Consider the following 25,117-nt stretch of genomic DNA (forward strand, 5'->3'; position numbering starts at 1 on the left):
GCTAATTTCACCTTAAACCCCATGTTTCCTAGTGGCCCGTGAGTTCGTTAACTCTTAAAGCGGGTGCAAAGATAAATCATTTATTTCATTATATCCTAATCCCTAATCGAAAAAATTTTAAAAAAAATAAAAACCGGTTGTTGTGAAATCAAAATCACTCCCCAAATCACTCAAACTGTTGCTCACTTTCCGTTGAAAGCGGTGCAAAGATAAACCATTATTTTTCCCACTTCCTAATACATTCTCAAAGTTTTTTAAAACTCTAACTTAACTCCCTGATATCCTGAAGTAATAATTTTAACTCAAATTTAAATTAGCGAATGCTTCGTCGTGGTGTTCCAAATTACAAGCATTCTATAACCCGATAAATAAAACTACTTTAATCTTCGAAATAAAGATATGGGTGGTATTTGTAAAGCCGTATGAAGTATTGTTAATGAAAATCGAAATCAGAAATATACGAACTACCAAACTATTTAATCTGTAAAGAATCTACAGTAAAGTACGTAAATATCCCTTTTGCACCACTTACATTTGACTTAATCTCCTCTGGAACAGAAAATGGATCCATATTAGCGACTAAGGCATTTTTCGCTGACATTTGAAAATGATAGTTATCCATAGTAATATGAAATAACATTACTTTTATTGATTCCCATTTATAAAAACTCGCTTTAACCGAATAAGTAATTTCATTCTCATTTGTTTTACTTGCATCCATATAGTCTCTTACTTTTGTATATTCACCATCCAGATATCCTTCCACTAACAAAGAATAATACCGTTGAGTCGGATCAGTATCTGCTGTGAAAAGAACACTTAGATTTTTATCTTTAAGCTGTATTTCACTAATTTTAACAGGAGACACAATATTAGTTTGAGCTGTAATTTTAATGCCCGATTCTGTAACAACATCAAGATAGTAAGTTCCGCTCTCATTATTCGGTACAATTGATGGAGTCCCGTAATTAAATACATACCCTGTTTCTTTCTCTATGTTCAAAATATTAAAAAGGGAAATGGTGTCATGATAGGATCTAATGGTGATATCTGCATTCCAATTGAGCTGAAGAATCAGATCTTCACTTAGCTTATTCGTTTCCATAAATGTCAACTCATAATTTTCCTCCGGACATAAATAACATTCAAGCATCATTTGGCTTTCTACATCCGGAAATTCAATATCTACATCATCTTCAAGCATGCATGATAGCAGCGTTTGGGTGATCACAATCAATACAGTCCATATAAAAGCACATCTTGTACGCATCTGTCCTCGATTAAAATTCATAGCTGTAATTAAAACTGGGTAAAAACGGAATCATTGATTTTTGTTCAGGTATTATTCGGGTTGAATTCATTTCTGATTTCTCTGTATCAAAATAAACGAAATATGGATTTGCCTTATTGTAAACATTATACACACCTATACTTATTGTAGACCGCCCCTTTGAATGCTCCTTTGAATAATTTAAGGACAAATCCAGACGATGAGTTGAAGGCATTTGAACATTATTTCTCTTCCCATACAAAGGAACCAAATTCTGTTTTGCAATGTCATTTCCAAATCCTTGAACCAACATTAATCCTTGGGGATAAGTGATATATTGGGCTGAAGCAAAAAACCAAGATGCACAAAAAGATAAATTTGTTTTTATCTTGTATTGAAACGATACATTAACATTATGGGTAATATCAAATGAAGGATTATATTTCTGTCCATTATTAATACCATCTGTTTTTCGCCATGTGTCTGCCAAAGTATAGTTAATATCACTCACTATATTACCTGAGGATAAATTGAAATTAGCCTCTATTCCTTTGGCCTCACCTTTTCCTATAAGTATTTGCTCACTTACACTTTCGAATACTATATCAGCTCCTTCCTTATAATCGAACTGATGATTCATTTTTCGGTAAAACAAAGAAATACCGCCCTGTAAGGTTTTATTAAACTTCTTTTCAGCTCCTAAAGTCACCTGATCAGAGCTCTCTTCCGGAAAATCGTTACCGGATGGGTACCAAATATCGTTAGGCAAATTCATGCCATATGCTGTAATCAAATGATCAAACTGATAAGTCCGGGCATATGTAAGGTTGATTCGTAAATCATTTTTTGCATAAGCCAAAACCAATCGGGGAGCAGGTTTTAAAAACCATTTGTCTTGAAAGAAGCTATTTAGCCGTAATCCCAAATCAAACCTGACTGTAGAAGACAAACTTATTTCCGATTGGATATATGCTCCTGTATATATCGATTGAAGCTTTTCACTTTGTTCTTCAAGTAGTAATTGGTTCTCTAATTTCCTGTTATTATGCCTATACCAGGTTCGATCAAAAAATAATCCACTTGAAATATTTAATACTTTAGAAAACTCCCTTTCCCAATTAAAAGAATTGTTCCAACGATAAATATCACTCCGCATTAACAATTGACTATTAAAATCTCTATCCAGATCAAACGAATAGGAGCTTACTCCTGAATTAAAACTAAAATAACTTTTGCCTGAAGGGTAATGTTTTAAGTGAAGTGCCAAAAATTTATTGCTCCAACCAGTATTTAGTTTTTTACTGCTCTCTTTTATCAAATCCAATTTATCGGAGCTATTAAAACCAATAAATTCAATAAAACTTTTGGAGCCTAAACTCGAATGAAGTTTAAATTGAATATCATTATAATTATATTCCGGAAGAGGAGTAAAATCAATTTTCCCTTCATGAATTCTATTATAGGTTTTTGTGAAAAGGTCAAAATAAGACTTGCGAGCACCAATTATTATCGATGATTTATTTTTTTTCAAAGGACCTTCTATCATTAGTCTGGAAGACAGTAGTCCAATTCCTATTTTGCCTTTATATTGATCGGTGTTACCAATTCTATTGTATATCTGGATAAATGAGGATAAACTACCTCCCAAATTTGGATGATAACCACTTTTGCTCATTTCAACCCCTTCTATTAAATCAGCATTGAATGTACTCATAAAGCCCAATAGATGATTAGGATTAAATATGGTTTGCCCGTCTAGCAAAAAACTATTGTGCCCACCAGATCCACCTCTTACATTTATTGCCGAACTCAATTCACTGGTTCTAAAGACTCCTGGCTGAGCTTCCAATGCTTTCAAAACATCTACTTCGCCAAGTTGAATTGGTAAAGCTTCAATTTCCTTTATTCCCAATATTACATTATCAACCGGTCTTTGACTTTTTCTTTGCGCCATAGCTGATACACTAATGTTGTCCAATTTGATTACCAAAGGTTCCAGTTCAATAATTACACTTTCTGCGTTCGCACTAATCCATAAAGTATCTGCACGATACGATACATGACGAATTGCAAATAACACCGAATCCGTTTGAACATTTTCGATTAAGAATACTCCATTCGTTTTGGTTACAGCATTTTTATTTACCGATAAACCACTTAGACTTACTCTTTCGATTGGCAAACCACTTGATTGATCCACAACAATCCCTTTAATTGACATTTGAGCAAACGAAGGTTGTATAAGTACAAGCAAAACTGAAATCAATAAATTCAGTCGTAAAAATTGAGACATGTGGCAGAAGATAAAAATGGCTACTTCAATGTATTACTGAAGCAGCCACCGAAGATATTAATAATTTAATTTTTCTTTTAAACTCAAACATTAATTCGCCACAGTGTTTGTGGCGAATTAATATCTATTTTAATAAAAGTTAATCTTCAATTTTGATGTATTCAATTTTTAATTGACCAATGAATGATGAATCATCATCTCCCGATCCAATAAATTCCATTATTTGAGGATAACCCCCATCATTGAAATTCTTGTACTCTATAGCACCTGCATTTATAGAATTTGAAAAAGTCCCGCTTTTCAAGGCATTGATAAAATTAAAGCCATACAATTCTGGGAATAAACCGGTAATTGTATTACCAAAGAAATTTTTCATGGTGTAATTGTATTCTAATTTCGCAAAAGAATACAAACCAGATTCAGCAACAACAACATCCTGATACTCTCTGATTCCAGTTTCTGGATTAACTATTCCGTAACGATCAACCTGTTCACTATAGTATTTGAATATCTCAATAGGATTACCTTCCTGATCATACTCAATTTTAGAAATTACTTTCTCATTTCCTTCCGCATCGTGTTCGATGGCTTGAGTTAATAAATTCTGTGAGTTGTATTGATAGGTTGAATACTTAGCTTCTTTCATCCAATTATCACCATCCTTACTAAAACGTTCTGTTTTGGCTAAATTATCTCCATCATAAGAATTTAAGATATAAGACGTTGCTTCTACACCTTCTTCTCTACTTTCGTAGATTTTTTCAACTTTATTACTTGAATCATAAACTAAATCGGAATAGGTTTCACTCATTAATTCTCCAATTTCATAAGTGCCTTGGATAGTCCTAACACTATTTAACACATAGAACTCCAAATCATCGATATTCCCACTACCACTTCTATAGAAATATCTAGAACCTCGGTGTTCATATATTTCAAATTGATTGTCCGCTCTCTTAATTGACTTATAATAAGAATTTTCATAATCGGAAAATATAAGAGCTTTCTCATATACCCTATAATAGTAATAATCAATATTTACATTTTCAGAATTAGCTATGCTTACAGTACTTTCATAATCATAGACCGTACATGTTTTTCCTCCTGCATTAAAACTAATTTCAGAATATAAACGACTTCCTTTTGAAGCAAAATATTTATTGTATCCAAATCCATTTTCAGTCGGACCGTTTTTAAAATACACAAAAAATATACCATCACTATTCTCTTCCATAAATCTATCTCCCTTATCTTCATCTACTTCAATGACATCATACCCATTACTTCCCACATATTCATCACTATACTTTGTAGTTTTTTCTGTTGCAAAACGTCTGGTAAGCACTTTACTTGGCTTCCCATCTACATACTCTTTCTCAACTTCGAACCTTTTAAAAGTTTGATACCCGTTAGCCGAATAAGAAGTCAATTTAGTAATTTGGTGATCATCGTTATATTCAAACTCAGCATATGGAATGTCGCCCATGGTAATTTTCTTTACCAAATACTTTCCATTTAAATCTTCCATGATGTATGCTGCCAAGCTTCCATCTTTATTATCAATCACAAATTTTGATTCAGTTCCATTTGTTAGGGTAATGGTCATTACTCCTGTTGACTGATCGAAACTTATTGATTGAATTCCTACACCTGCAACTCCAGCAGCTCCCGTTGCTGCAACATTTGTGTCGGTATCACCTATCCACCAATTTCCATTCTCTCCAATAATTGGAGAATTCCCATCAACGCCATTAGTACCATTAGATCCATCAGTACCATCGGCACCATTAGTTCCATTTTGTCCTTGTGCAAGAACTCCTGTGTCAGTAGTACCAATCCACCAATTTCCATTCTCGCCAATTTTTGGCGTAGTACCATCTTCACCTCTTAATACATCTGGTATTGCAGTTGTCAACTTTAACCCATTACTATAGGTTAATATCATTTCAGATGCAGTAAATTCTACATTGGTAATTTTAGAGCTGGCAGCAAGCGCATCTTTCAACTCTTGATTTTCTTTTTTTAAATCATCTAAACTCTTATCACTTCCATTATCGCAAGCTGCAAAAACAAAGGAAAGAAATAAGAATGCAAAAATTAATTTTCTCATAATCGATTAAATGTTAAGTATTTACAAACAATATTATCCAAATATGTTTACTTGAATCATCCGTTTTGTAATTTAATAGTGAAACAAGTACAAATCGCATATTATTTTGTTAAAAAGCAAATATATGCTTATGAGAAACAAATTACAACTGCCAAATGTGCCAAATTGAGCAAATTGTATACTATTGCGTTAAGGATTGAAGTGGATACCCCACAGCGCTGCATAAAATCATTTGAGAAATTGGAAGAGGCAGATTGATTAATTTACTTACTGCTATATAATAGAAGAGTAAAGCGAGGAGTAGGAACGGAAAGCCTGACCCGAATTTATGAGGGAAACGCCCAAACCTGAAAAAAAGCCTTCCCGAGATGAGAAGGCTTGCTGTTTTTATTGGTCTTTTTGAGATTCTTTATTGTCTCGTTTCATTTGCCAGGGGAATTCGTTGCCATGTGGTGCTCCAAACTCTTTGGCGGTGAGTTCATCAATTTTCATACGATATACTTCTACATTACGAACGGCTGGAGTATTGTAGGTAAATTTGTGATCGGTATAATTGGCCATGGTAATGTTTAGGGCATCGACCTTTTGATCCATATCGATGACGAATTCGATAGTACCTCGTGCAACGACACTTTTCCCCTTCATGCGGTAACTGCATGCCATGTGAGCATCCTGATAAGCCAGCTCTGGAGGTGTGCAAAAAGTAACACATGCTTCCGGGTTCAATTTTAAACAATCTATTAGTTTTCCAAAGCCTGCTCCGTGTAAATAAATGTAATTATCGTGAAAGCCAAAGTTCATAGGAATAACATATGGTTTGTTTTCCGGATCGACTACTCCCAAAAAACAAGTATCGCATGAATGAATGATTTCGTCGATCTGTTCCTTGGATTCAATAAATATGGTCTTCATATATATGTGTTTTATTAGATTCTATGATATGGTTCGATTTCCCAGTTCTTTTGAAATCGCATTTTTAATTTGATCGAGCACCATTTTTTGCTTCATTAGTTCCATCATTCGATCGGCATTACCGGTGTCCTGAGCTTTCTGCATTTCCTGCATAACTTCCTTCATCAACAAACGAACCTTTTTCCCTTTGTATTCATTCACCAATTTAGGAACGATCTCTTTCAGTTTCATTTCTTCTGATTCAACAACGCTTTCATTACGCGTCCACAAACCACTTAATTGATGGGGTTCACTAAGAATATCGGCAGCTAACTGATTCACTTTTTCGTTGGGAAGATCGCGAAAGAAGGTTTTTGTATTAAAGGCTTCCTTTTCCATATTTTCACCGTACTGATCGAATACCAATTGATACAATGGATTGACGGATTCCAGTTCATCATTGGAGAGCTCTGTAATAATATACTGTCCAACCAACAACTGCTCTTCATTTCCGGCTTCGTCTTTTTGACTAAACAGAATCTCATTACCAAAATTGAGTAATATTCGAACCAATGCCCGTTCTTCCAGATCGCATTCATTTGCTGAACGCATAAATGCAGAATTATCAGGTAAATTCTCTTGTCCCTGATCCGGAGGCAAGTTAGATCTCTGCTCACTTTTCCAAGATTCTTCTTTTACTTTATGGATTATTTTATTGATTTCGGTATACAATACTCTTTCGTCTACATTTAGGATATTACTACACTCGCGCACATAAACTGCCCGAACAATACCATCGGGTATTATTGCAATGGAACGTACAATATCGATAATGAGATTAGCTCTTTTAACCGGATCATCTTTTGCATCTTTTAGAAGCAAATTGGTTTTAAAAACGATAAAATCACTCTCATTCTTCTCGATGTATTCCGTTAATTCACTTGCTCCCATAGTTCTGGAAAATGAATCAGGATCTTCGCCTTGCGGCAATAGCAAAACTTTTACATTCACTTCCTGTTCCAATACCAAATCGATTCCACGGAGTGAAGCTTTAATACCTGCTGCATCGCCATCGTATATAATGGTAATGTTATTGGTAAATCTTTTTATGAGACGTATTTGGTCGGCAGTAAGAGCCGTTCCCGATGAAGCAACAACATTCTCGATTCCTGCCTGATGGAATGAGAGTACATCGGTGTACCCTTCAACCAAAAAACACTTTTCGTTTTGAACGATGGATTTCTTGGCTTGAAAAATGCCATACAAAATCCGGCTTTTGTGATATACTTCTGATTCGGGGGAATTTAAATATTTGGCTGCTTTGGCATCATTTTTAAGTATTCTTCCTCCAAATGCCTGAACCCGGCCGGCAATTCCGTGAATCGGAAAAATTACTCTTCCACGAAAGCGATCAAGCAATCGGTTTTCTTTTTCGATACTTAATCCGGTTTTTACCAGATATTCTTTTTTATAACCACAATCAAGAGCATGATTCGAAAAAGCATCCCAAGCCTCTAAACAATAGCCAACCTGAAACTTCTTGATAATATCATCACGAAACCCACGTTCCCGCATATATCCCATTCCTATGGCCATACCCTGAGGATGCTCATACAAATTCTGGGTAAATGATTTCTGAGCAAAAGAATTTACAATCATCATACTCTCCCGATCATTCTTTTGTCGTTCCTGTTCGGGCGAAAGCTCTTTTTCAACAACCTCGATGTGATATTTTTTCGCCAGATATTTTAATGCACCTACATAATCGAGATGCTCATGCTCCATAATAAAATTCACAGAATTTCCGCCTTTTCCGCAACCAAAACACTTGTAAATGCCTTTGGCAGGAGAAACGGTAAAAGAGGGTGACTTTTCGTTATGAAAAGGACACAATCCCAGGAAATTAACGCCTCTTTTTTTAAGAGTCACGAAATCGGAAACTACTTCGGTAATTTCAGCAGAGTCGAAAATTCGTGCAACTGTTGACTGATCAATCATAGCAACAAAAATAGGAAACAAGATTGATAAAAATGGAAAGATCGACAGATTTTAGAAATTCAATATTAAACCAACCACAAAACCATGTAATCATTCTCTTGAAAATTCTTCCGGAATCGAAAATAATACCAGCAACAATTCGTTCTACATTTTGATGGACATAATTTATTTGATTAAATTCAATACTTGAATTGTATTAAAACTATAAAAAAAACAAGCAAGTCAACGCATTAGCAATATGTAAAACCATGAATAGAATCATTATAACAATCGCAATTTGTCTGGCAGGAATCCAGTCATTCTCACAAGAACATTTGCCAAGTGCATCTGATTACAATAGATTTTACAACACAAAAACACTTGTGGTTTTGGAAGATAATCTGTTTTCCGATTTTAATGACAAGATAAAAGAAGCGGTTAAACAAAACTGGACTATTACCGAGTATGAATTTATTTCGAATGCAGAATTCGAAAAGCAACAATTCAATCCTAAGTATTCATTTTTAATAACAAGTATTGTTACTTTTAATAAAGACAAAACCAATGCCAAGTACAATTTTTTAAGTCTGCTTTTGGGTGGACAGGCAAATCAGATTGGTGATATGCCTGACCTGTGTTCAATCCCATTATCGTATGTTCGGGTTGATGAAGAAAGTTACATTTATAAACTCACCTCTTTGGTTCTGTTTATGCAAAACCATATTGCACTGGTGACTGAAAATCCTGACATTATATCTGAAAACATACTGAAATACTACAATAAAAACAGTTCCGAAACTAAAGACAAAACTCTCTATTTGCTAAAAAATGAGATGAATGATGACGTTAACTCCGTAGCTAAAATCCGAAAGATATATCCTGGAAAAGTGAAATTGGTTGAAGCCGATGAAATTGAGGAAGCCATTCGAAATAAGAACAACTATATTATCTTTTTGCATAAAGTTGGCCCCGAAAAAACAAAAAACAAGGCCAGATGTTTTAAAATACTTATAGGTGCCGGCGACGCAAAGTTTTATTATTTCGATTACCATATGGTAAAAGGCAAGCAAAACGACAGATTTTTGGGGAGTGATTTTAAAAAGTTAGCAAAATAAATATATGTTTATACTTGCTTTAATTCGTTTAAATAGATAATTGCCCGAATTGATAAATTTTGAACGACCTTATTTTATGACTAAATTGAATCGTAAAGATCTATTTACTGTATGCAAAAATTGGTTGTATTAAGTGGTGCCGGTATAAGTGCTGAAAGTGGTATTCAAACATTTCGCGACATGGGTGGTCTTTGGAACCAATATGATGTAATGGAGGTTGCCAGTCCGCATGCATGGGAAAAAAATCCACATTTAGTGCATCAATTTTACAACGAGCGCCGTAAACAGTTATTTAATTGTTTTCCCAATAAGGGACATCTGCTTATTGCAGAACTTGAAAAACACTATGAGGTTGAAATTGTAACTCAAAATGTTGATGATTTGCATGAACGAGCTGGAAGTTCCAATGTATTACATCTTCATGGTGAGTTAATGAAGGCAAGAAGTACAGTTGATCCTGAATTAATTTATAATTTGGATCACTGGGAACTAACTTTTAACGACACCTGTGAAAAAGGCTCGCCATTGAGGCCACATATTGTATGGTTTGGAGAAAGTGTTCCGGCAATTAGCGAAGCGGTTGCTATTGTTAGTAAAGCGGATGTTTTTGTAATTATTGGGACGTCGTTAAATGTGTATCCGGCAGCAGGTTTAATCGACTATATTCCAAATAAAACAGCAGTTTATGTCATCGATCCAAATCAACCATTAATGCGATCAAACAGAAATATTACTTATATTAGAGAAAAGGCGAGTGTTGGAATGGAAAAACTGTTCGAACTTCTTCATTAAATACCATTGAATTATGAAAAGACAAGTGCTGTTGCTACTATTGGGAATATTAGTTTTGACTTCTTGTAATCATTATGAATCGAAAGTACCAATATCGCCTTCGGGTAATTCTGTAATCGAAAAAAGTTTATTGGGAGAATGGATTCTTTCTTCCGACAATAAAAAAGAAGAAGCATCAGGTTATATCGAAGTGATTCCTTTTAATGATACAGAGTACCTTGTTCAATTAATAGAAATTGCAGACTCAACGAAGTATATTGAATCAATTATTAACCTTCGAATGTATTCATCGGAAGTAAACGGGAATGTTTATTTAAATATGCAATTTGTTGGTTCAGATATCGATAAGGGTTTTATGATTTATCGTTACAAGCCAATTTCCGGGAATCGATACAAGATCTTCTTTCTATCAAAAGATCAGTTTAACAAAGTGTTTCCCAACTCGAAAAGCTTTAAAGAGTATATTGAAACACACACGAAAGAATTTGAAAAATATTTTGAGGAGGAAGGTATTCTCGAGCGAAAAATAAAATAAACAAAAGGGCATCCAAAAAAATCGGATACCCTTCTCTATTTTTTGAATGATATTTTAACTACAAAACATCATCAGTAATTTCACCTTCGTTATTCATCGTTGTAAAATCACGGGATGCTTTCAAAAGATTCCCTGAATAAAGCACAAGGTTTTTGGTTTCATTAATGATTCCCAAATAAAGAACCGAATTTCTGGTTCCAACTTTCTCAGCCTTAATTCTTCTAATTTGCTCTTTTCTAAACTTATTTAAAGATGATAACAAATCTTTTTGTTTCTCAAAAGCTCTTTCAATTTGATCTAAATCATAGTTATTATCTTTTAACAGACGATTTATAGTTTTGAAGAAATCCTCAAGCTTTACCTGAATAATATTCAATTCGTCGATTTGTTCCGGAACCAATGCTTTGTGATTGTTATCCACGTAATCGAAAGCAGGTTCTGCAATAAAATTAATCGAGTGAGCAATTTCTCTTAAATAGTCGAGCAATTGAACGTAAAATGGCCCTGTTGTTATGCTGTCTTCAGAAAGTTTCTGAACAACCAAAGGAACCTGATCTTTCAGAGATTTAGCTTCTTTATCGAGCTTTCTAACCTTTTTCAGAGATTCTTTAAGGATGCTGCGTTCTTCAAAAGCCAAACCATTAACAATTTTAGCATACACCTTAGGAATCTTAGTGGTTACAACCGATACTGCATGAGTAAGTTGTTCAAAAATCTCTCCTTTACTAATAATAGAAGCATCTTCTTCATCAATTTCTTCTACAGAGTCTTGATTCTTCGATTTGCGTTTATGAAATACATGCGAACGCACAACGAATGCAACCGCTACGGCTAATAAACCAACAATAGCGTATCCACCTAGCCAATTAATTAAACTTGCGAAAATAAAAGCCGCGGTGAAAGCAAAAAATGCTGTAAAAAACCAACCACCAATTACTGTAAGTACTCCTGTAATTCTGTAAACTGCAGAATCTCTGTCCCAAGCTCTATCGGAAAGTGAAGTACCCATTGCCACCATAAATGTTACATAGGTTGTAGACAAAGGTAATTTTAGAGATGTTCCTATAGAAATTAAGATACTTGCAACCGTAAGGTTTACCGAAGCACGAATCATATCAAAAGCAGGCACATCCTTTTTATCGATACCTGTCGGAGCTGAAGGTTTGGCAAATCGTTTTTGAATCCCCTCTTGAAACTTAACAGGTAATATACTTTTTAAACTACTGTTTGCAGACAAAGAACGTCTAACCAAAAGACGGGCAAAAAAGGATGATCCAAATTTTTCCTCGCCTTCATTCTGGTTACTCAATCCTATTTCAGTTTCGGTAACTGTTCTGGCTTTTTTAGAAAACCAAAGAGTAATTGTCATTACTAAACCGGCAATAATCAACAAATAAGTTTCTGTCTTCACCTTGTCGTTTAGAATCTCCATTGTCATCCCGTAAGGATCAGTACCTGGATTTGCAATAAATGCCTGGAACGATTTGAAACCCGCCAATGGAACACCAATAAAATTTACCAAATCGTTACCCGCAAAAGCCATTGCCAAAGCAAAGGTTCCAACCAAAACAATTACTTTTAAGATGTTTAAACGTACAAACCACACCAAAGCCTGCAGAACAACTGTCCATCCAACAAAACAAACAAAAATAATTGTTAGTGTGTTTTCTTTGATCCAACCAAGAGTTTCTTTTGTGATAAAAGAAGAACCCTTGGCTCCTTTTATTAAAATGAAATACGTAATTGCAGTAATTGCAAACCCACCAAAAAGGGCTCCAAAATACTTAAACGTTTTCTCAAACTTATAAGTAAAAATCAAGCGACTTATATACTGCACGAGAGCACCTGAAAAAAAGGCTATAACCACACTCAACAGAATACCTGTAATAATCGCCAATGCTTTTGCCGAATTAATATAACTTCCCAAATCGAGCATTGTCTGATCAGAAGAGTTCATGATCTTTACAACGGCCACAGCCACAGCAGCACCCAGTAATTCGAATACAATCGATACGGTTGTTGACGTTGGTAAACCTACGGTATTGTAAAAATCCAACAGAATAATATCCGTTAACATTACCGCAATAAAAATGATCATGATTTCTGCAAAGTAGAATTGGTCAGGATGAAATATCCCTTTTCGGGCAACTTCCATCATTCCACTGGAAAAAGTGGCTCCAACCAAAATTCCAAGACTGGCAATTGTTAAAATCGCCCAACGCGGGGCGGCCTTGGAACCAAATGCAGAGTTTAAGAAATTAACAGCATCATTACTAACCCCAACAATGAGGTCAGAAACAGCCAGCGCAAAAAGCACTACTACAATAATTAAGTAAAAGTTCTCCATGTAATAAGTTCGTAAATTCTCCGCAAACATACAAACACATGGAGACGCTAATATTTCACAAACGTTATTTTTGTGTTAATTTAATGTTAATACACTTATACCTCTGATTTATTAAGTTTTACCAAATAATCTGCAGTAGCCACATTTAAGGCCATTGGCACATTATTTATTACGCATGTTCTTATTAAAGTTTGAATATCATGCTCATGTCCGTGCGGTGTTTCAGCATCAATTAAGAAAATTACTTCATCTACTTTTCCTTCCAATATCTGGGCTGCTAAAAGAATATCTCCACCATTTGGGCCATGACCAAAACCTTTCACCTCAAGATCTAAAACTGAATTCAATAATTCTGATGTATTTGTAGTCCCAATTAATTTGTGCTTTTTAAGCTCATCCTTATGCCTTTTTACCCAGGCAAGCATCACACTCTTCTTTTCATTGTGAGCAACCAACGCGATTGTCTTCATACATTTATTTTTTAATTGTTTTGTAATTTAATATATTTCACAAAGTATGAGTTGATAATCCTTTTTTTAATTAATAATTCATACTTATATTAGTGCTTCTGTAAAATATTCGTTTATTCATGAAATGACAGGAACCAAAGCCCGCTGCGAATAAATAGATCTGACACCAATGGAATAACAAATAAACGAAGTATTATTGAAATCATTAATAAAATTGTAAATTTGTTACTATAATATTAATCCTGCCCTTATGAGAAAATATATTAGAACCGCATTTATTGTTTCACTTATTCTTACAATTGGTGTCTCAGCTTGTAAAGATGAAGCAAAGACACCTGTAAAAAAAGAAGTTGCTGAAAAGGTGAAGGCAAAAAAAGAGACTCCAAAAGCCGAGCCTGTAGTAGCTAAAAAGAAACTCGAACCTGTAGTTGAACAAGTTCCGAACAAGTATTTTTTAATTTTAGCTAGTTTTCAAAATATGAAAAATGCTGAATGTTTGCAGCAAAAATTAACCAAGGATGGTTATAGTTCTGAAGTTTTTGAAGCTGCAAATGGTTTTCACCGGGTTTCTTACAAAGCTTTTTCAGATCGCACTCTTGCTTTTCAGGAACTAAAATCGGCTAGAGCATCTGAAGAGCATAAAGAAAACTGGCTTTATATTAAACGATGATTTGAAACTTGACATCAAAATGGTAAAATTTAACTTCTTTTTAATTCTTATATTTCTTCTTTTTTCCGGATGTAAAGATAAAAAAACAATAACTCCGATTGAAAAAGGTAAGGTTGTAGAACAGACAGCAAAACGATTGGTTCCTGAATTAACACCAGAACCAAACAAGCCTGATCCAAAATTTACAAGTGAGCAAATTGCTGAAAACAGGAATTCTTTTGATTATCACATTGTAGCCGCCAGCTACAATAATATAAGTCAGGCTGAAAATTTTAAAAGTAAATTGTACCAAAAAGGATATCCAAGTATTGTAATGGAACAAAACGGAAAGTTCCGTGTTGTAATGCAATCATTTAATAAAAAAGAAACTGCAGTAAAAGAACTGATTCGCTTACGGAAGTTGAATAAAACACCGGATTTGTGGTTGTTACACCAATAAATAATAGAATTTACATTAGCAGCATACAAGAACAAATTGTTACTAAACCAACTATAAAACCTGCGTAAACCTGAGATGGAGTATGCAGGTTTAATTTTAACCGGGAATAGGCAATTAATCCGGCAAAAATAATTCCCACCATAAATACAAGTTTTAGAGAACTGGAATAAAGCATGGTAAACGCAATTACCATTCCTAAAAACCCCCCAATACCTGCCATATGCAAACTGATTTTCCACTTTAGTGAGATAAGAGTTACTATGAAAATGGAAATGATAGCTGCCAGTTGTAAATTAGCGATTATCCTTGTGATTGGAAATTTAAGCAACATGTAATAGCCCAAAAAGTAAAATAGTAGTGTCAATACTAAGGGAATGAGTCTTTCCTGACGTTTTTCCAAACCAATATCTGAAATAATATTCTGATTCTTCAGTAAAGGCAAAATACTTAAGGGAAGTAATACCGTTGAAATTACTACAATCATATAAATTACACGTACCAATTGATGGGGCGCAAAGTCAAGATAGGTTCCTGAATGAAATATTACAAAAACAGAAATTAATGGCATTAACATTGGATGTGCCACTCCTGATATTATTCGAGCGAAATTCATATAAAGTAGATTTGAGATGCCGGATAGAGATGTGAAAAAAGTATTTACATCATTTATCCAAGCCCTTTAACAAAACAAAAGTGCAAAGATAATTGTCTTTGCACCAACTCGTTTATTCTTTAACAAAATTTATAATTCTTTTCTTAATCTGGCCACAGGAATATTTAATTGTTCCCTGTATTTAGCTACAGTACGCCTTGCAATCATGTACGATTTTTCCTTTAAAATAACCGCTAACTTATCATCAGTTAATGGTTTCTTCTTATCCTCATTATCAATACATTCATGTAATATTTTCTTTATCTCGCGAGTCGAAACCTCTTCTCCGGAATCGGTCTGCAAACCTTCTGAGAAGAAATATTTTAAGGAAAAAATACCAAAATGAGTTTGTATGTATTTCGAATTTGATACTCGTGATATGGTTGAAATATCTAGTCCTGTGATTTCAGCAATATCTTTCAAAATCATTGGTCTGAGTTTACGTTCATCACCTTCCAGAAAATATTCCCGCTGAAAATCAATAATCGCGTTCATACTTATCAACAATGTATTTTGTCGTTGTTTAATTGCATCAATAAACCATTTTGCTGAATCGAGCTTTTGCTTCACAAACATAACGGCATCCTTATTCTCTCGTGACTGATTTTTCTTATTGCCGGAATAATCCTCGAGCATCTCGGAATAAGCTCTGCTAATATGCAGTTCAGGAACATTCCGTGAATTCAGGCTTAATAACAAATCACCATCTTCCTCTTCCAATATAAAATCAGGAATAATAGTAGGCGATGCCTTATCTAATGGATTATTGAATGTGCTTCCCGGTTTTGGATTTAACTTTAAAATTTCGTCAACAGCACATTTAAAATCTTCATCGCTTGCACCAACTCTCTTCTGAATTTTATCGTAGTGCTTTTTGGTAAACTCTTCAAAATTCTTTTTCAGAATCAGCTTAGCTAATTTTACATCGGGATTGAATTTGCCTTTGCGTTCAATCTGAAGAAGCAAGCACTCCTGCAGGTCGCGCGCACCAACTCCTGCCGGATCAAAATCCTGGATTACCCGTAACAATTCCACTAATTCTTCATAGGAAGTCTCAACCCCCATCGAGAAAGCCAAGTCATCCACAATACTTTCAATTTCTCTTCGCAGGTATCCGTCTTCATCAATATTTCCAATCAAATACTCCGTTAAAGCATACTTTTCAGGAGTAAGAATACGCAATCCCAATTGTGATATCAGCAATTCATGAAAAGTTGTTCCTCCCGAAAAAGGAATTTCTTCGTGCTTGTCGTCCTGCGAATAATTTTGTGCAGAAAGTTTATAAGATGGAGTATCTTCATCATTCATATAATCTTCCAAAGAAAATTCTTCCTGATCTTTGTCTTTCTCCGGAGCTTCATCGGATTGATTATCATCATGATAATCCTCCTCAGTATTTCCTTCTTCCAAAACAGGATTCTCTTCCAACTCCTTTTTAATTCGCTCTTCAAGCTGCAAAGTTGGAAGCTCCAACAATTTTATCACCTGAATTTGCTGAGGTGATAATTTCTGTAATAACTTTTGCTGTAAACTTTGCTTTAGCATACTAATTCCGTTCTTTTTTTGAATGAAGCAAGGTACATATTCTCTTGTGAACTTACAAGAAGATCATCGCTCAAGTACAATTTTCAAGCCATAAGTGGTAAGTATCAAAATCTTAAGCAGAACAGGCAGACTCAAAAAGCTCAGAATAAGTAACTTACTTCATTGTTTTTTTATAAACAATTCTGCCAACCTTTGCCTTATCGGGATAAAACATCAAATAAAACCACGAATTTCAACACCAAATATTAAAAATTTAAAACACAAAAAAACCGTACTACATATGCAATACGGTTTTCTATATCATTTGGTTTTTATCCGTTTAAAACTCAGCATTTTTTGGTGTTCTTGGGAAAGGAATTACGTCGCGGATATTACCCATTCCGGTAACAAACAACATCATTCTTTCAAATCCTAATCCAAAGCCACTATGAGTAGCTGTTCCAAATCTTCTGGTATCTAAATACCAATCCATATCTTCAGCAGGGATACCCATTTCTTTCATGCGGGTTACCAATTTATCTAAATCTTCCTCCCGCTGCGATCCTCCAATAATCTCACCAATTCCTGGGAATAAAATATCCATAGCAGCTACAGTTTTTCCATCCTCATTTTGTTTCATATAGAAAGATTTAATCTCCTTTGGATAATCAATCAGAATAACTGGTTTCATGAATTTCTTCTCTACCAAATATCTCTCATGCTCCGACTGCAGATCAGCTCCCCAACCATCAATCAAGTATTGAAATTTCTTCTTTTTATTTGGCTGAGAGTTACGAAGAATATCAATTGCCTCAGTATAAGTTAAACGAACAAAATCATTCTCCAAAACAAATTTCAATTTCTCAATCAATTCCATTGATTGTTCATCCGCTTTCTTCCCTTTTTCCTCTTCTTTTAATCTCTTACTCAAAAATTCAAGATCTTCCATACAGTTATCCAAAGCATATTTAATCATATACTTTAAAAACTCTTCGGCCAAATCCATGTTATCGGTAATATCATAGAATGCCATTTCAGGTTCTATCATCCAGAACTCTGCCAGATGACGGGTTGTATTTGAATTTTCAGCCCGGAATGTAGGACCAAAAGTATAAATTTCTCCCAAAGCCATTGCTCCCAATTCACCTTCTAACTGACCCGACACTGTAAGATTCGTTTCCTTTCCAAAGAAATCTTCCTTATAATTAATGCTTCCATCCTCGTTTAAAGGTGGATTTTTAGCATCCAAAGTACTTACTCTAAACATTTCACCGGCACCTTCAGCATCCGAACCTGTAATAAGTGGCGTATGCATATAGAAAAATCCTTTTTTATTAAAGAATTCGTGTACTGCGAAAGCCATTGCATGACGAATACGGAAAACCGCACTAAATGTACTGGTACGGAAACGTAAATGCGCTTTTTCTCTCAAAAATTCCAAGGAATGTTTCTTTGGTTGAAGTGGGTATTTTTCGGGATCGGCAACACCTAAAACCTCAATTTTTGTAGCAGAAACCTCAACACTCTGTCCGCTTCCCTGCGAAGCAATAACCTCTCCAACAACAGAAATTGCTGCCCCTGTCGAAATTTTCTTTAATAAATCCTCATTAAAATTAGGAACATCAACAACAATCTGAAGATTTTGAATTGTAGAACCATCATTTAAAGCGATAAAATTAATTTGCTTATTTCCACGCTTGGTTCTAACCCAACCTTTCACATTTACTTCACTGCCAACTTCATTCGAAACCAACAGCTTCTTGATCTTAATTCTTTTCTGTTCCATTTTATATTACTGGTTAATGAGATAATAAGTTTACAAAAATATAAAATTGGATTCAATTATGGTCTTATTAAGTAAATAATCACTTAAAATCGTAAGACAAACTGGACATTTATTCTCTTAATAAACTGAAATACCTTTTTTTTTCAACATTAAAGCTGTAGCGCAAACGATTGATTTTGTGATGCTTATTTATATTACAAAGGAATTTAATACAAGTATGATTATGATTTTTTGTCAAGATTAGTATCTTTAAGCCCTTCAAATAATCAGTAAGTATATGATTGAGAATAAGTTAATCGAAAAAATTCGAAAAACCATACATAAAAACTGGGAGCAACCAGCATTTACCAATTACCAAAAAGACACCTTAACTTATCAGGAAGTTGCCCAAAGAATACATTGGATGCATCTTCTTTTTAAAGAGTTAGGAATAAAAAAAGGAGACAAAATTGCAGTTATTGGTCGCAATTTAAACAATTGGGCCATTACTTATTTGGGAACCATAACTTATGGAGCTGTAATTGTACCCATTCTTCCCGATTTTAATTCCAGCGATATTCATCACATTGTTAATCATTCCGAATCTACATTACTTTTTACTACCGAAAATATTTTCAATAAAATTGATGATTCAAAAATCGAAAAACTAAAGGGGATCATTTCATTGGAGGATTATAACGTTTTTTGTTCATCGTGCGACAAATTGAAAAAAGCAGTTGAAAAAGCCAATGCAGAATCACTAAAAAATAAGGTAGATAAAAACAAACTGGATTACGCCGATCCTAAAGACGAAGATATTGCAGTTTTATCGTATACATCAGGAACATCCGGATTTTCGAAAGGAGTAATGCTGGCCTATGAGTCACTGTATTCGAATATACAAATTGGCTTCGATTATATGGATTTTCGTCCTCAGGACAAGATCGTTTCATTTTTGCCATTGGCACATGTATTCGGCTGTATGTTCGAATTCCTCACCGAATTCTGTTGTGGTTGTCATGTTATATTTCTCTCAAGAGTGCCAACTCCTCAAATAATAACCAAGGCCTTTCAGGAAGTACAACCTCGGTTAATCTGTTTGGTTCCTCTTATTATGGAGAAGATCTATAAAAAAAGAATATTGCCAGTATTGGAAAGCCGAAGAGTGAAACTGATGCTGAAGATCCCATTATTGGAAAAGAAAATTTACAAAAAAATTCGAAATTCACTCACAGAAACCTTTGGTGGAAAATTTATCGAAGTTATTATTGGAGGTGCAGCCTTAAGCAAAGAGGTGGAAGATTTTCTTCTAAAAATTGAATTCCCATTTTCTGTTGGTTACGGAATGACCGAATGTGGTCCATTAATTAGTTATAGTCCAAACACTAAATTTCGCGCACATTCCTGTGGTAAAGTAGTTGATCGCATGCAGGTTAGAATTAAATCTGACGACCCGTTCAATATTGTTGGTGAAATTCAGGTAAAAGGCTCCAACGTTATGAAGGGTTATTACAAAAATCCTGACGCAACAAAAGAAGCTCTTGATAAAGAGGGTTGGCTGGGAACAGGTGACCTTGGAATCATTGATAAAGACGATAACATATACATCAAAGGCAGATGTAAGAATATGTTACTCGGTCCATCGGGACAGAATATTTACCCTGAAGAAATTGAGGCAAAATTAAATAACATGCCATTTATTCAGGAATCAATTGTTACTGATGATAAAGATCACAAGTTAATTGCATTGATTTATCCGGATTACGAAGCCTGTGATGCGGAAGGATTAAACAAAGACGAAATTGAAGAGGCACTTAATAAGGACAAGCAAATTTTAAACAAAAGCTTTCCTGCCTATATGAAAATATCGCGGGTTATTGTATTTCCCGAGGAATTCAAGAAAACTCCCAAAAGAAATATAAAAAGGTATTTGTACACCAGTTTGTATCACGAATAAAATAGAAATCCATTCCTTTAAAGAATGGATTTCTATTTTTTAAATAAACCATTCTGAAGGCGGGTTGTGTGATTCAATTTAAAGACAAAATCGATAACCGGCATCGCTAAAAACTGAGACCCGTAATTGGTGTTCAGGTAGTATAATTTATACCCTCCCGAAACAGAAAATTTACTATTGCGGTGCCAATGAATTTTCCCCTGGCTCTCAGCAGCCCATTCGTCATTAAAATCGATAGAATAATAATCTGCGTTGATCGAAAAATTAAAATTTCGATAAACATTACCATCCAATTCTACTCCCGCAAAATAAAGCTTTTGGCTGTTGTAATAGGATGCTGTTCTGTGGTATAAAAAATGATAATCCAGCAATGGTAACTGAGAGTCTCCTGTTGCTAACGAAAAATCAAAACCAAGCCTTCCTGTAAGTACTAAATCGGGAAGTTTTATAAAGCAATCTTTAGGCTGTGGATTAATTATATGACTAACAATCAATTCATTTCTAAAGGTGAAAATATGCAGAATTACTGCCGACTTAGGAATTTGATCTTGAAATCCACTACTTCGTGCCCATTTAAGACCAGGCGTGGGATAATAAAGAGTATGCTGAGTCGAAACAATTGTATTGTTGCCGAACCATTCATGTTTTACACCAACATTGGGCGCAAATGGAAAAAGTAATAACTGAGAATTAATTTCCGTTTTGGGATAATTTCCATATCTGCTTACAGCCAATGCACTTAATTGTATCTCACCATAAGGAACTGCTTTTGCTGTTCGCTCGGTCCACGAACTGTAATAATCAACACGCTGGTCACCAGGTCTTGAATATCTTATATTCTCCGTTGTTTGTGTCGACTGTAAATTTATTTTCGCGCCATTTTGAGCACTCAAGTGTCCTGCAATAAGAAAAAATAGTATGGATAAAGTTGCTTTCATAGATGTATTCTTTACAACAAATATACCAGATTCCATTTTGTTTACTTAACAATAGGAACTAATTAATCGCCGTTTACCGATAAAAACCTTCAAATTACCTATTTAGAAAAGAAAATGCGCCGTCACATCCTTATTTTTACACTTGATTCATAGGTTTTTGATGTCCCATGAGTAGTTTATTAACAAGAGTTAATCAATGATAAGGAAACTTCTAACACAAAAATAGTTTCTGAGGTTTTTTATTGATTTATATTTGTAGAATGAATGAGCAAAAAATAAATATCATTACTACCAGTTGGGCTTTATTTTTCCAATATGGTATTAAAAGTATAAGCATGGATGACATTGCCTCAAAAATGGGCATGTCTAAAAAAACATTATATAATTATTTCTCCAACAAAAATGAATTAATAAATGAAGCCTGTGAATGGGATATCAAAAATCCTCAGTTTTCCTTTAAATCTGATCAAATAATTAATTTAAATGCACTCGATCAGTATTTTGAATTTTTCAATTTTATTAATGAAAGGATTCTTAAAAAATGTGATTCGTTAGACTATGATCTAAAAAAGTATTACCCTGAAATATGGTTGAAAACTAAAGAGGAGAAAATTAAAAATTTCCAAATAGAGATAATTTACAATCTGCAAAAAGGAATTAAAGAAGGTCTGTATCGGCCGGAATTAAATATCCGGTTTATTAGTAAGAATCTGGTTAGTTTTTATTTAAATCTTAACACAACAGAATATCAGGTGTTTTCAAGCAACGAAGTTTTTAATAAAGATATGCACAGGGAATTGACCCTCTATCATCTTTATGGTATTTGTACAAATAAAGGAATTGAATATTTTAAAAATAAATTTAAATAATACAATGAAAAACATCCTACCAGCATTAATGGTGATTTTTATTGGACTCGGTACTCCCGCAAAAGCACAAACTGAATCCAACTTAAAACTTACCTTAGCCGAAGCACAACAGTACGCTTTGGAGAATTCGTACTCGGTAAAAGCAAGCGAATACGATTTACAAGTAGCCAGGAAAAAGGTTTGGGAAACAATTGCCGATGGTTTGCCTCAAATTGACGCTTCACTTGATTACAACAATAATCTGAATTTATCTGTTTCCTTGCTTCCTTCTGAATTTTTTGGAGGCACACCAGGAACTTATACTCCAATTAAATTTGGTCAGCGATATACCAGCTCTGCTTCCCTTAGTGTTAGTCAGAAAATTTTCGACGGATCTTACATTGTTGGAACAATGGCAGCCAAAGTTTTTGTACAACTTTCTCATAATCAAAAAGAAAAATCAGAAATTGAGATTAAAAACACTGTGTCTCAAGCCTATTTTACTGTTTTGGTTGCCAAAGAAAATTACAAAACCATTCAGGAAAATCTGGAAATTAATCAGAAACTCCTAAACGAAACCAATGCCTACTATCAAAATGGATTTAGAGAAGAATTGGATGTAGATCAAATTCGACTGATGCTCAATACAAATAAAAATCAATTAGCAGATGCCAAAAGGGCTATTCAAACCTCCCTAATTATATTAAAATTTGGCTTAGGGATAGAAATTGATGAAAATATTGAGTTGACCAATAGCTTGGAAGAACTGGTTGATCCTATTAGAACAGAATCGCCTGTAATTTCGAACTTTAATATGTCTGATCATATAGATTTCAGAATTATTGAGACCCAATTAAAAGCACAGGAATTGATTATAAAAAATGAAAAAGCGGCTTATTTACCAACTATTTCGGCCTTTTACAACTATGGTAAAAACACCAGTTCAGATTATACCAATGTATTCAGATCTGATGTTCCCTGGTTTAAATCTTCAGTTCTTGGATTTCAATTAAAAATGCCGATTTTTTCGGCCGGCCAAAAACGTTCAAGAATTAAGCAAGAGAAAATCAATTTTATGAAGTTGGAAAACCAACAGGAGATGACTCAACAAAATCTTAAAATGGATGTAACTCTATCCTTTACCAACTTGTTGAATGCTCAGGAGAAATATGAAAATGATATCCAAGGCCTAAAAATTGCCAAACGAATTTTCGATAGAACCCAAATCAAGTTTAAGGAAGGAATATCTACAAGTACAGAATTATCTGAAAACGAAAAACAATACCTGGATTCGCATTCCGCATATATTAATTCGACACTCTCGCTTTTAAATTCGAAAATTGCCTTTGAAAAAGCCTTGGGTAAATTGTAATACTAACATCCTACAAAAAATATTATAAAATGAAGAACTTACTTATAGCCTGTATTATTCCATTACTTTTTGCCTGTTCTGCAAAGAACTCGGAAAAAAATGAGAACAAATCCGAACAATTAAAACAGTATAAATCAGAACTTTCTATTTTGAAAACCAAAATTTCAGATTTGGAAAATGAAATTCGAAGTACAAATAACGAAGAAGAAACGATCAATGTGATTGTTGAAAAATTAGCGACATCAAAATTTGAACATTATATACAAGTAACCGGTAATGTGGAAGCCGATAAAAACATAACAATCACCCCGGAAACTGCCGGTAATATTATTTCTATTGATGTAAATGAAGGACAGCATGTAAACAAAGGTGATATTTTAGGAAAATTGAATACATCTCAAATTCAACAACAAATTGACGAGGCAAAAACCAATCTTGCACTAAACACAACTATCTTCGAAAGACAAGAGCGTTTATGGAACCAGAAGATTGGTTCTGAAATTGAATACTTGCAGGCAAAAGCAAATAAAGAAGGATTCGAGCGTAAACTGGAAGGTTTGGAAGCTCAAAAAGACATGGCAATTATCATGGCTCCTTTTAGCGGTATTGTTGATGAAATACATCAGAAAAAAGGAGAATTAGCAGGACCTTCTATTCCATTCGCACAGTTGGTAAATATCGATAAAGTATATGTTGAAGGTGATGTGTCTGAAACATTCTTAAATTTTATTAAAGCAGGAGAAGCTGCAGAACTGGATTTCCCGGCTATTAATTACCAGACCAAAGCAAATATCTATCGCACATCAAATGTAATTGATCCTGCAAACAGAAGTTTTAAAATTCGAATCAACCTTAACAATCCAAAACACATGATCAAGCCAAATTTGATTTCTGTAATGAAAATCAAAGATTATGAGGTTCAGGATGCCATGGTTGTTCCTTCAATCATTATTAAAAAAGATTTTGAAGGAAACTACCTGTACGTAGCTAAAAAGGAAGGGAAAAACCTTGTGGCAAGAAAAACATATGTAACTGTTTCCAAAACCTACAACAATGTTTCGATGATTGATTCTGGTCTTTCGCTAGGTGACCAAATTATAACAGATGGGTTTTCTCAAGTTGTAAACGGATCGCTGATTAGCACCAAATAAT

Annotated in this window: 20 protein-coding genes; 9 read left to right on the plus strand and 11 right to left on the minus strand. The window is 34.4% G+C overall.

What is annotated here, in order from left to right; all coding sequences use genetic code 11:
* Window positions 1-472: 472 nt before the first annotated feature.
* From QUH73_RS10790 to dnaG, 5 genes are all read right to left on the minus strand, one after another.
* Window positions 473-1,270: a DUF4249 family protein gene (locus QUH73_RS10790; RefSeq protein ID WP_289530450.1), complete on the minus strand. Its 798-nt coding sequence runs from the start codon at window positions 1,268-1,270 to the stop codon at window positions 473-475.
* Between the two features lie 10 nt (window positions 1,271-1,280).
* Window positions 1,281-3,563, minus strand: coding sequence for a TonB-dependent receptor (locus QUH73_RS10795; RefSeq protein ID WP_289530451.1), 2,283 nt, complete (start codon window positions 3,561-3,563; stop codon window positions 1,281-1,283).
* A 139-nt stretch (window positions 3,564-3,702) separates the two neighbouring features.
* Complete coding sequence (locus QUH73_RS10800; protein WP_289530452.1) at window positions 3,703-5,673, minus strand: hypothetical protein; 1,971 nt, start codon at window positions 5,671-5,673, stop codon at window positions 3,703-3,705.
* A 387-nt stretch (window positions 5,674-6,060) separates the two neighbouring features.
* The gene (locus QUH73_RS10805; protein WP_289530453.1) at window positions 6,061-6,585 is read right to left on the minus strand and encodes a pyridoxamine 5'-phosphate oxidase family protein; all 525 of its coding nucleotides are present in this window, start codon (window positions 6,583-6,585) and stop codon (window positions 6,061-6,063) included.
* A 21-nt stretch (window positions 6,586-6,606) separates the two neighbouring features.
* The gene (dnaG, locus tag QUH73_RS10810) at window positions 6,607-8,562 is read right to left on the minus strand and encodes a DNA primase (protein WP_289530454.1); all 1,956 of its coding nucleotides are present in this window, start codon (window positions 8,560-8,562) and stop codon (window positions 6,607-6,609) included.
* A gap of 248 nt (window positions 8,563-8,810) precedes the next feature.
* Here dnaG and QUH73_RS10815 point away from each other — a divergent pair, with 248 nt between their 5' ends.
* The 3 genes from QUH73_RS10815 to QUH73_RS10825 all read left to right on the plus strand — a co-directional run bounded on the left by QUH73_RS10815 (window position 8,811) and on the right by QUH73_RS10825 (window position 10,983).
* Window positions 8,811-9,656: a hypothetical protein gene (locus QUH73_RS10815; protein ID WP_289530455.1), complete on the plus strand. Its 846-nt coding sequence runs from the start codon at window positions 8,811-8,813 to the stop codon at window positions 9,654-9,656.
* A gap of 111 nt (window positions 9,657-9,767) precedes the next feature.
* Window positions 9,768-10,448 carry an SIR2 family NAD-dependent protein deacylase gene (locus tag QUH73_RS10820; RefSeq protein WP_289530456.1) on the plus strand — a complete coding sequence of 227 codons (681 nt, stop codon included), beginning with the start codon at window positions 9,768-9,770 and terminating at the stop codon, window positions 10,446-10,448.
* Between the two features lie 13 nt (window positions 10,449-10,461).
* Window positions 10,462-10,983 carry a hypothetical protein gene (locus QUH73_RS10825; protein WP_289530457.1) on the plus strand — a complete coding sequence of 174 codons (522 nt, stop codon included), beginning with the start codon at window positions 10,462-10,464 and terminating at the stop codon, window positions 10,981-10,983.
* Window positions 10,984-11,041: 58 nt separating this feature from the next.
* Here QUH73_RS10825 and QUH73_RS10830 read toward each other — a convergent pair whose 3' ends face one another.
* Both QUH73_RS10830 and QUH73_RS10835 read right to left on the minus strand, forming a co-directional pair.
* Window positions 11,042-13,330 (minus strand): inorganic phosphate transporter, encoded by a 2,289-nt coding sequence (locus QUH73_RS10830; RefSeq protein WP_289530458.1) that lies wholly within the window; start codon window positions 13,328-13,330, stop codon window positions 11,042-11,044.
* A 95-nt stretch (window positions 13,331-13,425) separates the two neighbouring features.
* Window positions 13,426-13,800, minus strand: coding sequence for a methylglyoxal synthase (locus QUH73_RS10835; RefSeq protein ID WP_289530459.1), 375 nt, complete (start codon window positions 13,798-13,800; stop codon window positions 13,426-13,428).
* 250 nt (window positions 13,801-14,050) lie between these two features.
* Here QUH73_RS10835 and QUH73_RS10840 point away from each other — a divergent pair, with 250 nt between their 5' ends.
* Window positions 14,051-14,470 (plus strand): SPOR domain-containing protein, encoded by a 420-nt coding sequence (locus QUH73_RS10840; protein ID WP_289530460.1) that lies wholly within the window; start codon window positions 14,051-14,053, stop codon window positions 14,468-14,470.
* Window positions 14,471-14,489: 19 nt separating this feature from the next.
* Entirely contained in the window at window positions 14,490-14,909 is a 420-nt protein-coding gene (locus QUH73_RS10845) for an SPOR domain-containing protein (protein ID WP_289530461.1), read from the plus strand.
* Window positions 14,910-14,919: 10 nt separating this feature from the next.
* Here QUH73_RS10845 and QUH73_RS10850 read toward each other — a convergent pair whose 3' ends face one another.
* The 3 genes from QUH73_RS10850 to asnS all read right to left on the minus strand — a co-directional run bounded on the left by QUH73_RS10850 (window position 14,920) and on the right by asnS (window position 18,871).
* Window positions 14,920-15,522 carry a phosphatase PAP2 family protein gene (locus QUH73_RS10850; protein ID WP_289530462.1) on the minus strand — a complete coding sequence of 201 codons (603 nt, stop codon included), beginning with the start codon at window positions 15,520-15,522 and terminating at the stop codon, window positions 14,920-14,922.
* Between the two features lie 129 nt (window positions 15,523-15,651).
* Entirely contained in the window at window positions 15,652-17,106 is a 1,455-nt protein-coding gene (gene rpoN, locus QUH73_RS10855; RefSeq protein WP_289530463.1) for an RNA polymerase factor sigma-54, read from the minus strand.
* A 319-nt stretch (window positions 17,107-17,425) separates the two neighbouring features.
* Window positions 17,426-18,871, minus strand: a complete 1,446-nt coding sequence (gene asnS, locus QUH73_RS10860; protein ID WP_289530464.1) for an asparagine--tRNA ligase — start codon at window positions 18,869-18,871, stop codon at window positions 17,426-17,428.
* A 277-nt stretch (window positions 18,872-19,148) separates the two neighbouring features.
* Between asnS and QUH73_RS10865 the strand changes: the two genes are divergently transcribed.
* On the plus strand, window positions 19,149-20,807 hold the full coding sequence (locus tag QUH73_RS10865; RefSeq protein ID WP_289530465.1) for an AMP-binding protein: 1,659 nt from the start codon (window positions 19,149-19,151) through the stop codon (window positions 20,805-20,807).
* 32 nt (window positions 20,808-20,839) lie between these two features.
* On the opposite strand, the gene QUH73_RS10870 is transcribed toward QUH73_RS10865, so the two are convergent.
* The gene (locus QUH73_RS10870; RefSeq protein ID WP_289530466.1) at window positions 20,840-21,745 is read right to left on the minus strand and encodes a hypothetical protein; all 906 of its coding nucleotides are present in this window, start codon (window positions 21,743-21,745) and stop codon (window positions 20,840-20,842) included.
* 260 nt (window positions 21,746-22,005) lie between these two features.
* On the opposite strand from QUH73_RS10870, the gene QUH73_RS10875 reads away from it, so the two are divergent.
* From QUH73_RS10875 to QUH73_RS10885, 3 genes are read left to right on the plus strand one after another with little or no spacing between them, the layout of a single operon-like run.
* Window positions 22,006-22,614 (plus strand): TetR/AcrR family transcriptional regulator, encoded by a 609-nt coding sequence (locus tag QUH73_RS10875; protein ID WP_289530467.1) that lies wholly within the window; start codon window positions 22,006-22,008, stop codon window positions 22,612-22,614.
* Window positions 22,615-22,618: 4 nt separating this feature from the next.
* A complete protein-coding gene (locus QUH73_RS10880; protein WP_289530468.1) occupies window positions 22,619-23,965 on the plus strand; it encodes a TolC family protein in 1,347 nt (448 codons plus the stop codon).
* 29 nt (window positions 23,966-23,994) lie between these two features.
* The gene (locus QUH73_RS10885) at window positions 23,995-25,116 is read left to right on the plus strand and encodes an efflux RND transporter periplasmic adaptor subunit (RefSeq protein WP_289530469.1); all 1,122 of its coding nucleotides are present in this window, start codon (window positions 23,995-23,997) and stop codon (window positions 25,114-25,116) included.
* The last annotated feature ends 1 nt before the right edge of the window (window position 25,117 follow it).

Source organism: Labilibaculum sp. K2S (assembly GCF_030372765.1).
Lineage (GTDB): Bacteria > Bacteroidota > Bacteroidia > Bacteroidales > Marinifilaceae > Labilibaculum.